This is a genomic window from Mycobacterium sp., assembly GCF_035314665.1.
In the GTDB taxonomy this organism is placed as follows: domain Bacteria; phylum Actinomycetota; class Actinomycetes; order Mycobacteriales; family Mycobacteriaceae; genus Mycobacterium.
Genome location: NZ_DATFZD010000284.1, coordinates 1 through 12333, shown reverse-complemented (window position 1 = coordinate 12333; position 12333 = coordinate 1). Strand labels below are relative to the sequence as shown.

Annotated in this window: 8 protein-coding genes and 1 pseudogene; 6 read left to right on the top strand and 3 right to left on the bottom strand. The window is 65.6% G+C overall.

The features are described from left to right. Nucleotides 1–2059: 2059 nt before the first annotated feature. The 3 genes from VKI00_RS20165 to VKI00_RS20155 all read right to left on the bottom strand — a co-directional run bounded on the left by VKI00_RS20165 (nt 2060) and on the right by VKI00_RS20155 (nt 6090). Nucleotides 2060–3799 (bottom strand): wax ester/triacylglycerol synthase family O-acyltransferase, encoded by a 1740-nt coding sequence (locus VKI00_RS20165; protein ID WP_324440534.1) that lies wholly within the window; start codon nt 3797–3799, stop codon nt 2060–2062. A gap of 304 nt (nt 3800–4103) precedes the next feature. Then, the gene (locus VKI00_RS20160) at nt 4104–4991 is read right to left on the bottom strand and encodes a 3-oxoacyl-ACP synthase (RefSeq protein WP_324440532.1); all 888 of its coding nucleotides are present in this window, start codon (nt 4989–4991) and stop codon (nt 4104–4106) included. After that, entirely contained in the window at nt 4975–6090 is a 1116-nt protein-coding gene (locus VKI00_RS20155) for a 3-oxoacyl-ACP synthase III family protein (protein WP_324440530.1), read from the bottom strand. The genes VKI00_RS20160 and VKI00_RS20155 overlap by 17 nt, the downstream gene beginning before the upstream one ends. A gap of 194 nt (nt 6091–6284) precedes the next feature. Between VKI00_RS20155 and VKI00_RS20150 the strand changes: the two genes are divergently transcribed. From VKI00_RS20150 to VKI00_RS33865, 6 genes and pseudogenes are all read left to right on the top strand, one after another. Then, nucleotides 6285–8123, top strand: a complete 1839-nt coding sequence (locus VKI00_RS20150) for a long-chain fatty acid--CoA ligase (RefSeq protein ID WP_324440528.1) — start codon at nt 6285–6287, stop codon at nt 8121–8123. A gap of 112 nt (nt 8124–8235) precedes the next feature. Continuing rightward, entirely contained in the window at nt 8236–9216 is a 981-nt protein-coding gene (locus VKI00_RS20145) for an NAD-dependent epimerase/dehydratase family protein (protein WP_324440525.1), read from the top strand. A 65-nt stretch (nt 9217–9281) separates the two neighbouring features. Further along, nucleotides 9282–9487: pseudogene (locus VKI00_RS20140) on the top strand (putative PEP-binding protein); the annotation flags it as partial. A gap of 136 nt (nt 9488–9623) precedes the next feature. Further along, nucleotides 9624–11735, top strand: a complete 2112-nt coding sequence (glgX, locus tag VKI00_RS20135) for a glycogen debranching protein GlgX (RefSeq protein WP_324440523.1) — start codon at nt 9624–9626, stop codon at nt 11733–11735. Nucleotides 11736–11751: 16 nt separating this feature from the next. Beyond that, nucleotides 11752–11913 (top strand): hypothetical protein, encoded by a 162-nt coding sequence (locus VKI00_RS20130; protein WP_324440521.1) that lies wholly within the window; start codon nt 11752–11754, stop codon nt 11911–11913. A 27-nt stretch (nt 11914–11940) separates the two neighbouring features. Next, the coding region (locus tag VKI00_RS33865) for a zinc ribbon domain-containing protein (protein ID WP_414687247.1) at nt 11941–12333 on the top strand (393 nt) is incomplete at its 3' end.

The window sequence follows — 12333 nt, the reverse complement described above, 5'->3', positions numbered from 1 at the left end:
GCTGCTCAATAGCGCCGATCCATCGGAGTTGGCGGCGTTGTACGCGGCGCTTCGATTGGAGATGGTCTACAACGTCGCCGCCAAGATCGTCGGCGTCTCGATTCGTCCGACGGGTAGGGGTAGTAACCGTGTCCGAGGGGGACTTGCCCACTAACCCTACGCATCGATTTGAGCTCCTAGCAGGCACTTTACGGGTCCCAACCCACGATCCGGCGCTGCGAATGCATCGCCGGACGGCCACCCGCCTTGCGGGGTGGGCACCAACGGCTCGATCAGCTCCCACTGGGCGTCGGTCAAGTCGGAAGGATAGCCCTTGTTCTTGGCCACAAGTCCACACAGCGCAAAACGCGCTGGCCTGCCTGAACGCGTGTTCAGTGTAGTGGTACTTGTCCGTACCGGCGTTTGCTGGAAAGTTTCGGCGCTGCCAGCCAGCTTGACGGCTGTCCGGACCTTAGCGGGCTCCAAAAGATTCCGCCGGGAGCGGTGGGGCAAACGAACGGGGTAGGGCACCCGGCTTGCGTGTGTAGGTGGCCGGGCGGCCAGGCGACACGCGGGCAAAATTGACGTGCATTTCGGCCGAGATTGTGCGGTTCTGTCCAGTTGCCCAACAGAAGGGAGCCACACACGATGTGATCAGCGCACAGGAAGGACTGTCGACATGACAGAGGGTGAAGAACAGGAAGAGGTAGAGCGGGTACGCGACTGGGTCCGCCGGCTACAAGCCTTCGTGGAGTCGCTGGACGACCTCGAGGGCACCACGCCAACGGACTTCTGCGAAAGCGCCTGTCTGGCATGGCAGAACACCGCCATGTCGGCTAACCCGCCGCCAGCTAGTCCCGCAGCTCTGATCATCGTCGAGGCCTTTGGCGCTATCACGCAGGTGATGAAGACCGTGGCGACGGACTGGGTGGACACCCCTGACGTTCGGGACCGGTTGACGCGTGATGGAGCTCAGCAGCTTCTGAAGGACGCGCTGGACGGCATTCTGTCCAGTAGCGCGCGTTGGCTTTCCGAAGGGCTGCCGTCGGCGGAGGAGGTCCAGCAACGGATCGCCGCCGCTAAGGGGGACGTGCAAGCGGCGATGGGTGAACTCCAGAAGAGGGATGCCGAGTTGGAGCAGGCCGAGGAAGAGGCGGCCGCAGACCCGTACGGGGCGATTCTCGGATATCGAGATGACAACCGCGATGTGGGCTTGATCTTCGACAAGGTGTGTTCGTTCACCGAAGCCGAGCACACGCGCTATCGCGATGCGCACGAACGGCTCCGGAAAATGGTGGACAGTGAGTTGTTGCGGCACATCTCCGATGAGAGCGATGCGGTGACCGACGCGGTGATCGGCATCCTCCAGGATCTACAGAGCGACCGGATCTCACTGATGGATGAGGACGCCTGGGATGAGCGCAGGCGCAAACTTCGCTCGGCGCTGATCTCCTTTACCAGCGCGCTACAGATTCACGAGGATCAAACAATCCGCTCTGCGCGCAACGCCTTCAGCCGGAACACGCCGGAAGAACAGGCAGTACTGGCCTTGTTCAACGACTTGAAGACGACGTCGTTTGAGTACCGCTGGCTGGGAGAAATGCGCGATGCGCTGCTGCACGGCGATATCAACGCGTTCAAGTACGACTTCACGGCACGGTTGCACGGCGACCCTGAGGTGAATGTGTACATGGATCGCGGGTACATGCTCCAGTTCACTAGGGAGGCTAGGAACAAGCCCTGGCTGAAGCGTAGCGAGCTGGAACAGATGACTTCTGATCCCAGCGTTCTGGACATGATCAAGGCGCTTCAGGCTGAAATGGGTCCACTCCAAGAGAAGCTGGACAAAATCCTGTACCCCCGACGTGGCCGACGACGCCGCCACGGTCAAGGAACTGATCGGCCGATTCGAGGGCAGGCAGGGCCTGTACGCGCTGCAAAACGGCCCCGGTTTCACGCGACGTACCTTGATGCCGCTGCTTCATCGTCTAGCGCCGCGCGTGCTGGCCTTCGCGGACAAATACGAAGCCGACGCGTAAACCGGGTCGCTGGTAGGCCGCGCGGACAAGCCGTACCGCTGTCACGCCGCTGTGACGGCGGCCGAAAACGGCGGCAACCCGCCCGCTGCCCACAGCTGCGACTTTGGGTTGTGGGGCGGGCGGGGCTCGAACCCGCGACCAACGGATTCCCAACCCACTGGACAGGTCGTGTTATTTCCTGTCTTCTGCTGTGCAACAAGATAATTGATCGTCCAACGACTTCGGCGAGAACCGGATAATTCCGGTCGTTTCCGGGTCATTGGCGTCGAATAAACGACGACTGATTTGGCGGTCAACTCCGCGCTTCGGAATACTTCAGCGCCCGGTCGCGCTCTCCTGAAGGGGTCGTCAATGACTGGGAGCGCCGCGGCGTGGTCTTGGCCGGACCCCCTGCTTCGTCCCCCGGTGGAACGCCGCGGGCGTTTGCTGCTGGCAACCAGACGCGCCACCCCGGATTCAATGCCCTCGGCCAGTTTGTCCACATCGGGTGCGGTGTCGTGGTCGGCGGTGATGCCGAACGAAAGATCGCTCGCGTAGCTCAATATGGCGATCCCTATTCGGACTTGCAGCGCTATCGGCACTATCGGCAGCACCCGAAGAACCTGGCGGCCCAGGACATGCACCGGCTGTCGGGGACCGGGGACGTTCGTCGTCACCGTGACAATAGCGCGTTGCGGCAATCGCATTAGCGCGCGAACCGCTTTGGCGCTGACGGCGAACGGGATGTAATCCGCCGCGGTGGCAATCAGGCTTGCAGCCTGGCGTTGTCCGCTGACCTTCGCGTTGCTGAGTCGCGTGTGCACGGTGCGCAGCTGCTCGACCGGGTCTGCCGCGTCGACGGGCAGGTAGACCAGCATCGCCGAGACCAGGTTATGCGCCTCGCCCATGGCGTCGTTGGAGCGCACCGACACCGGCACCAGGGTGCGGACCGAATTTGGTTTGGGCTGCTCGCCGCGGCGGATGAGCGCGGCGCGGAAACTGTCGGTGATGGCAGCCAGCGCGACATCGTTGATCGTCACGTCGTAGGCGCGGCATACCCGCGCGACGTCGTCGAGCGAGACCCGTGCGGCGCTGTACCGGCGCATGGTAGTGACCGGCCCGATAAGCGACGACCCGGCCGCCGGACGAGCCAGCCCGCTGACGATTCCTTCGGCAACCCCGATTGCTCGCGTAGCGGCGTTGAACACCGCGGTCGAGGCGTGCCAGACCCCTTGCATCCACGCCAGCGGGTTCCAGGTGAGCCTCGGCATCGCGGTCTGAGCGCCGTTGGGCTCGGTGGCCGTGCATATCGCGGTGGCGAAGGTGTCACCGCCGTCGTCGTCGGACATGGCGCCGAGCACTTGCATCGCCGCGATCCCGTCGGCCATGCAGTGGTGCATCTTCGTCAGGATCGCCCACCGGTTGTCGGCGAGTCCTTCGATGATCCAGCACTCCCACAAGGGGTGATCTCGGTCCAAGCGCCGCTCCATGATGTACGCGACTAGCCGGAACAACGCATGGTCATCGCCGGGCTGCGCAACCGCCGCGCGGCGCAGATGGTGGGACAGGTCGAGGTTGGCATCCTCGACCCATTCCGGAGCGCCAACATCGAACGGGTGCGTGCGCAGCACCTGCCGGCACCGGGGGACGGTCAGCATACGCTGCCTCAATGCCGAAACGAGGGAGTCGTCGTCCGGCAGCGGCCCTTCCATCACCGACACGGCGCCGAGTGCAAGACTGACATGCGGATCAGAATCCTCGGCTTCCAGAAAACTGGCGTCAAGGCCCGTCAGGTGCTCCACCGCTAACCTCCGCGCACGTCGTGGTCTTACGATCTACCCGCCGCGGGACCCCAGGTAGAGGCGGAAGTCACCAACCGCAGGGGTGCTTCAAGGGAAGCGCCTCATTGTGGCCAAGGGTAGGGCTGACGCAGCAACCGGATCGTCGCTTCCGTGAGCACCACCGACCCTGGGGCTTTAGGGCAGTGGTGGTAGTTTGCGCGCCTAGTATGTTGATCGACTCTGCCTGGTAGGTGTTAGCGCACCGATGCGGGGGCCGTCGAGTAGGCACACTTGCAGCCGCTTGGCACCGGCGGCTCACGATTGATCATCCCTGGTAGAGCGCGGCCACGACGGTGATCCCTGCGCTCACGCAGACGAACAGCGCCATACGTCCTACCTCCAGTCGTACCGACTGCAGCGCTACCGCCAGTGCGGCGGTGTGCGCGCCGGCGAGGGCTGGCGAAGGCATTGCGACCCGCGCGGCGGGCATGCCCAGCCGCTGCGCCAGTGCGGCGGCGAACCCCGGAACCGACGCCGTCGCGACGAGCAAGTCGACCTCGCCCAGGTCAAGCACGCTCTCCGCCGCCAGATCGCGGACGGTCGACTCGGCGCACTCCAGCGCCCGATCGGCGTAGGACTTGGCGATCTCAACGGTAAGGACGTTGTGCCCCCGATCGCTTCGCTCCGGCCGGGGGTCTTCCCGCCAGGCCACATTGCTCGTAAACAGTCCGGCGAATTCGGGGAACGTCACGCACCGAAACGCCGTGAACCCCGCACGGGAGCCATCGGCGCTCAACAGCACCGCGCCGCCGACCGCGGGAAAACCGAACCCTTCAGATACGCCCGGCTCCGGGTCGATGTCGCTGGCGACCACCATCCCCAGCTTGACCGTTCCCGACGCGAGCATGCCATCGACCAGTTGAATGCCCGACAACATGCCACACCCCCCGTTGCGGACGTCAAACGAGAACGTTCCCTGACCCGCGCCGGGCTGGGGCTCGGGGTTCGCGCCGATGTCCTCCTGGATCAACGACGCGACCGCCGGCTCGCTGATGCCCCTGTCGTTGTAGACGCCGGCGTTGATCAGCAGGTCCACTTCCTCGGCGGTCCGCTTCGCGCGCTGCAGACACAACCGGGCGGCCGCATCGGCAAGCCCCAGCGCCCCCAACGACCCGCCCTCCGCGGTCGCGGTCGCCTCAATGATCGTGCCCATAGCGCCCGACCAGCTCATCGACCTTGAAGATCACGATGCCCACCTCCAGACCCGAAGCAAGCGAGAGCAGCATCACCCTGTCCTGCGGGACGAAGCGGCCCTCCTTCAGATACTTGCTCAGCGCAACGAAATGCGTCGTCGACGCGGTGTTGCCCAACTCATCGACGGTGATCACCGTGTGCTTCGGCGTTGAACCGAAACCCTCAGCGAACGACGCCGCCGCCTTCTTGATCGCCCGCGCCGAGGTCTGATGCGGGATCAGATAATCGATCTCGTCGAACTTGAGCCCAGCCTGATCGAGCACCTCCCGAAGCATCGGGACCGCTTCCTCGGTCGCGACCCGATGGATCTCGCGGGCCTGGGTATGCATCGTCACCCCCGGGCCAATCGTGGCCGGGAACGCCACACACAAGCGACTGTGCTCCGAGAGCGTGGTAAACCCCGCCACCTCAATCCCCGCAGCGCCCTCCGGCGCCCGCTCGAGAATCGCGGCAGCGCCGGCGTCCCCGAGCGTCAGCGAGGCGAGCTGGTCGTCCATCACCGTGCGGACCTCCTGCGCGGCATTGCGCCCCAGCTCTGAGATGTACTCGCCACTGACGACCATCCCGCACCGGATCCGGCCCTGCCGAATCAGGTCGTTGAGAATGAACACGCCGGTCATCATCCCCGCACACGCATTGGAGATGTCCAAGCCCAGCGCGCGCTCGGCGCCCAGCGCAGCCTTCAGCGCCACGTTCAGGGGCGGCTCAAGCTGCAACCGCAGGCCACCGACGTGGCGGCTGATACTGCACACGATCAGCATGTCCAGGTCCGCCGCGGCACAATCCGCGTGCGCTAACGCGTCGCGGGCCGCACCGAGCGCGAGTGTGTAGGAATCCTGGCCCTCGCCGACGATACGGCGCTCGCGGACACCGGTCAGCTGCTCGAGCTCGATATCGGTGCGGTACTTCGTGCTCGCCATCACCTCATCAGTGCTCAACCGCCGCTGCGGAAGACACGCACCAATCGCCGCGAACCGGCTCGTGTACGACCCTTCACCGGGCGAGCCGTCGGCCCCGCCCTCCAACGCCATCCAATGCTTTCCACCGCCTACCGACATGCCACACCCTTCCACCTACCCCGTTCTCACCAATCCACGCTAGCCCTGCGGGCTTGCCGCCGTCGCGGGTCCGGCCGGTTTCATTTGGTAGCTGCTGGACCAATCGCGATTGATCGGCCGTCCGCTCAACCGCCTCCTCAGGGGTCTCCGGCGGAGCGGTTTTTTCCCATCCCGGGGGGCTCTAGACTTTGAACATGACAGGCTTGGTTGCAGCCACAGAGAAAGCTGACCTCTCCAAGATCGAGAAGCGCGCACCGTCGGTGGCCCAGATGTTCCTCGATCGCGTCGCCACAACTCCGCACGCCGAGGCGTTTCGATATCGGCACGAGGATGGCTGGGAGAGCGTCACCTGGCAGCAAGTCGGTGACCGCGTCCGCCTCCTCGCGGCGGGGCTGATCTCGCTGGGCATCGCCCCCGAGGACCGGGTCGCGCTGGCGTCCTCGACACGCTACGAATGGGTCCTGGTCGACTTCGCCGTGATGTGCGCTGGTGGCGCCACCACCACGGTGTACCCGAAGACCACCGCCGGCGACGTCGCGTTCATCGTCGCCAACTCGGGCAGCCGGGTCGTGGTCGCCGAGGATCAGATCCAGGTCGACAAACTGCTCGAGCGCCGCGCCGAGCTGCCCGACGTGCAGAAGGTGGTGGTCATCGACGGCCAGGGCGACGGCGACTGGGTGATCACCCTCGACGAGCTCGAGCAGCTCGGTAAGCAGGTGCTGGCCGAGTCCCCGAGCGCGGTGGACGACCGCGTTCACGACATCCGTCCGGGCCAGCTGGCCAGCATCATTTACACTTCCGGCACCACGGGCAGGCCGAAGGGGGTGCGGTTGACCCACGGGGCGTGGACCTACACCGCGGCGGCCGTCGACGCCCTGAATATCCTCGGTCCCGAGGACCTGGGCTTTTTGTGGCTGCCGCTGGCGCACTCGTTCGGCAAGGTGATGCTGGCGCTGCCGCTGTTGGTCGGATTCCCGACGGCGATCGACGGGCGCGTCGACAAGATCGTCGACAACCTCGCTGAAGTGCGCCCGACCTTCATGGGCGCGGTGCCGCGCATCTTCGAAAAGGCGCACGCCCGCATCGAGGGCATGATCGCCGAGGAAGGCGGGCTCAAAAAGCGGATCTTCGACTGGGCGATCGGGGTCGGCCTTCAGGTGTCGCGGGCCAGGCAGGTCGGCCGGCAGCCGTCGCTGCCAATCGCGTTGCAGTACAAGCTCGCCGACAGACTGGTGTTCTCCACCATCCGGGAGCGGTTGGGTGGTCGGCTGCGGTTCTTCATCTCCGGGGCCGCGGCCTTGGACCGTGACGTCGCGCAGTGGTTCGACGCCGTGGGCATCACCGTGCTCGAGGGCTACGGACTGACCGAAACCTCGGCCGCCTCGTTCCTCAATCGCCCGAGCTCCTATCGGTTCGGAACGGCCGGCTGGCCGTTCCCCAACACCGAGGTCAAGATCGCCGACGACGGCGAGATCCTGCTCAGGGGCCCCGGTGTGATGAGCGCCTACCACGATCTGCCCGACGCCACCGCCGAGGCACTCGAGCCGGACGGCTGGTTCCACACCGGCGACATCGGTGAAATCGATGCCGACGGCTTCCTGCGGATCACCGACCGCAAAAAGGACATGTTCAAGACGTCGCAGGGCAAATACGTGGCGCCGTCGGCGATCGCAGTGAGGTTCACGGGCATCTGCCCGTACGTGGGTGAGTTCATCGTGTACGGGGAGGACCGGCCCTACTGCGTCGCGCTGGTCGGCCTTGACACCGAAGCAATCACCGAGTGGGCCGGCAAGCACGGCCTGGCGGGCAAGTCCTTGGCCGAGATAGCGCGCCACGAGAAGACCCGTGAACTCATCGGTGGGTACATCGACGAGGTGAACAACGAACTGAATCCCTGGGAGCAGGTCAAGAAATTCGCGATCATCAACCGCGAGCTGTCCATCGAGGCCGGCGACCTCACACCGAGCATGAAGCTACGACGCAAAGTCGTCATCACCGAGTTCGCGGACCAGCTCGCGGCGCTCTACACATAATCCGGGCAGCGGGCCGCGGGTGCCGCTTCAGACGCTTTCTCAGTTGAACGCCGAGCACAACGTTTGACGGTTTTCGGTTCGGCGCGCAAGGGGTTAGGGAAAGATGGGCCGAGTGGGAGCCACCGTGGCCGTCACCGGACCGACCGGCGAAATCGGCATCTCCGCGGTGACGGCGCTGGAGCATAACCCCGCGGTAGACCGGATCGTGGGGATGGCGCGCCGCCCGTTCGACCCGTCCGCGCTCGGGTGGACCAAGACCACCTATCGGCAGGGCGACATCTTGGAACGGCAGTCGGTGGACGAACTGGTCGCCGACGCCGACGTGGTGATCCATCTGGCGTTCATCATCATGGGATCGCGCGAGGAGAGCGCGCGGGTCAACCTGGCCGGCACCTGCAACGTATTCGAGGCGACGGTGGCCGCCGAGCGGCCCAGGCGGTTGGTCTACACGTCGTCGGTCGCGGCCTACGGCTACCACCCCGACAACCCGGTCCCGCTCACCGAGGACGTCCCGCCCCGCGGGTCGCCGGAACACTACTACTCCGAACAGAAAGCCGCGTGCGAGGCGGCGCTGGCCGAGATCACCAAAGGATCGTCGGTGGAGGTGTTCATCCTTCGCCCGTGCATCGTCGCGGGGCCGAAGGCACCGATACTGGCGGACGTGATGCCGTGGCGGCACCTGCCGGGGGCGGTGCAGTCGGCGGTCCGCGCGATTCCCCTGCTCAAGACGCCGGTCCCCGACCCGGGAGTTCCGCTGCAACTGGTGCACCATGACGACGTCGCCGCCGCGATCGCGTTGGCCGCGACCGCCGACGCTCCGCCGGGCGCCTACAACATCGCCGGCGACGGCGAGGTCACCATCTCGGACATAGTCACGGCGCTGGGCGGGCGCCCGGTGCGGGTTCCGGCCATCGCGGCGACCGCCGCGTCGGCGGTCATCGCGCACATGCCGTTCGTTCCGTCGGCCCTGGAGTGGCTGCACGTCGCGCGGACGTCGGTCGTGATGGACACCAGCAAGGCGAAATCGCAGTTGGGCTGGAAGCCGAAGTACACCTCGGCGGAAACGCTGCAGGCCCTTGCGCAGGCTGTCTAACCCGTTCAGCGAGCGGTGTCTTGCACGGCGCACACAACCTTCCTTCCACCACGGGCGAAGCCATAGGCTTCAAGCCGTCCGAGAGCGACCCGATGCTCGGCTTTCGTGGCGCCTCGCGCTACGCGCATCCTGCCTATGCCGAGGGCTTCGCGCTGGAATGCCGCGCGATGCGACACGTGCGCGAGCAGATGGCCTGACCAACGTCATCCTCATGCTCCCGTCCGCACGCCGAATCGCCGAGGCGGACCTGGTTCTTCAGACGAGAGTCGATGAGCCTCAACCCCGACACGGTCGTGAAGACCACCCGGCAGGTCCTGCAGGTGGAGCAACAGCTCGCACCGTCTCAATGAAAGCAGGAGGGTCATGACGTGCGACTTGGTGGACCGTCTCGGCTCACAATAGAGGGCATGGACCTCGGTGCGAGTGTGGCATCGGGTCGCGCCTATCCGCTGGGTGCCCGTTGTGTCGACGGTGGCACGAACTTCTCGGTGTGGTCCCGCACCGCTGCGCAGCTAGATTTGGTGCTGTTCGACGATGTCGATGATGCGCGGCCGTCCGACGTGATCGCTCTCGACCGTGTGCGGAATCGGACGTCGTATTTCTGGCATGTGCTCGTGCCCGGGGTAGGGCCCGGACAGGTCTATGCGTGGCGGGCCCACGGCGCCTTCGGTCCGGCCGCCGGGTTGCGGCACGACGCATCGGCGCTGCTGCTTGATCCTTATGGCGTCGCGGTGGCGGTGCCGAGCGGCTACGACCGGATGGCCGGTGCTGAGCCCGGCAGGGATCCGCGCACGGCGATGAAAAGCGTGGTCGCCGATCTGCCGGCATACGACTGGGAAGGTGACGTCCCTCTCGGGCGGCCCTTTGCGCGCACTGTCATCTACGAGGTTCATGTCCGGGGCTTCACCGCCCATCCCGGCAGCGCGGTGGATCGCCGCCTTGCCGGCACTTATGCCGGCCTGGCGGCCAAGATCCCCTACCTGCGCTCGCTGGGGATCACTGCGGTGGAACTCATGCCGGTGCAGACGTTCGACCCCCAAGACGCGCCGTCGGGGCTGGTCAACTACTGGGGCTACAGCCCGGTGTCGTTCTTTGCCCTGCACGCGGCCTACGCCTCCACCGCTGACCCGCTGGGCGCCCTGGACGAGTTTCGCACCATGGTCAAAGAGCTGCACCGGGCCGGCATCGAGGTGATCCTGGATGTGGTCTTCAACCACACGGCAGAGGGTGGTGCCGAGGGACCCACGTTCTGCTGGCGCGGGCTCGACAACCGGGCCTACTACCAGCTCGACCCGGCCAACCAGGCGAGGTATCTGGACTTCACTGGCTGCGGGAACACCGTCAACGCGAACCACTCCGTGGTGCGTCGCATGATCCTTGACGCGCTGCATCACTGGGTGGACCAGATGCACGTGGACGGCTTCCGCTTCGACCTCGCCTCGGCCATGGGGCGGGACGCCGCCGGCACTCCGATGGCCAACCCGCCGATCCTCTGGGAGATCGAGAGCGACCCCGTGCTGGCCGGCACCAAGCTGATCGCCGAGGCCTGGGACGTCGAGGGCCTGTACCAGCTCGGGACGTTCGTCGGCGACCGGTGGCGCGAGTGGAACGGCAAGTTCCGCGACGACATCCGCCGGTTCGTACGCGGTGACCGCGGCACCGTCGGGCTGCTCCCGAACCGCTTGCTGGCCAGCCCCGACCTGTTCGGCGGCCGACCTGCCGAGGTCGAGCACAGCACCAACTTCGTCGCCTGCCATGACGGGTTCACCCTAAACGACCTGGTCTGCTACGCGCGCAAGCACAACGAGGCCAACCTTTCGAACAACCAGGACGGCACTGACGAAAACTACTCCTTCAACTGTGGTGTGGAAGGGCCGTCCGATGACCCAGTGATCGAGCGCATGCGCACCCGTCGGGTGAAAAACCTGCTCGCCATCACCTTGATCTCGATGGGTGTGCCGATGATCGGCATGGGTGACGAGGTGCGCCGCACCCAGCGCGGCAACAACAACACCTTCTGCCAGGACAACGAGATCAGCTGGTTCGACTGGTCGCTGACGGATCGCTACGCCGAGATCCGCCGCTTCGTACGGGGGCTGATCGACGTCCGGCTCGAGCTGGACATGACCCGAGTCATGCACGGGCTGTCGCTGCGGGAGTTCCTGACCCGCTCGCTGGTCGAGTTCCACGGTGTTCGACTGTGTCGACCCGACTGGTCGGAAGACTCCCACACACTGGCAGTCACCGTCAGAAGCGTGATCGGGACACGGATGGTGCACGCGATCCTCAACGGCTACGAGCATCCCCTCGACTTCGAGCTTCCTCCAGTCGCCAAACCAACGCTGCCATGGCGCCGCGTCGCCGACACGGCCCTCGATCCCCCGGACGACGTTGCCGGTCTCGACAGCGCACCACCACTCCGCGGCGCCACCTACCGGGCCGACGCCCACTCGGTGGTTCTGCTGTGCGCCGACCTCCACGACGCCACCGACGCCCAGCGCGCCCCCGCGCTGCTGTGATACGGGCCACTCGGTGGTGAGCCTGCAGGTCGATGTCGATGCGCTGGCCCCCCTGCCGGCGTTGCGCAAAGCGCCCACCAGTGGCCCGGCCCAGTCGGAACTGACCTCCCAGCACTTGGTATCGCTGCGCCAGCGGCGCACCGCGGCGGGCACGCTCGACCGCGTAGAGAAAGTTTGAACACGGGTCTTGGCGGGTGGTTGGCGGATGGCGATTCGGTTGGGTGCTGCACTTGCGCGAGTTGGTGGGTGGCGCCGGGAGCGGAGCGGACGGCGCCACCCCGACTCTGGGGGGTGGTCAGGTGTAGAGGCGTTGTTTGAGCCGTCGGAGTGCCGGTTGTCTTGCGTGTTTGGTTTGGGCTTCGATGTCTTCGATGACGGCGGCGAGCTCCGTCGGTCCAGAGCGGCGGGCGGACTCGACTCTCGCCGAAAGCTGGAGCGCGGTGCGAAGGCAACGAAATGGCCGTACGCCGTGAAAGGCATGGTGCGCTGCGCATTGTGCGGTCGCCGGATGGAGGGAACACCTCGCCGTTCGAAGAACGAATCGCGGACGTACTACAGATGCGCGGCTCGAAGCATCGTTCCCGGTTCCGCGGTGCTG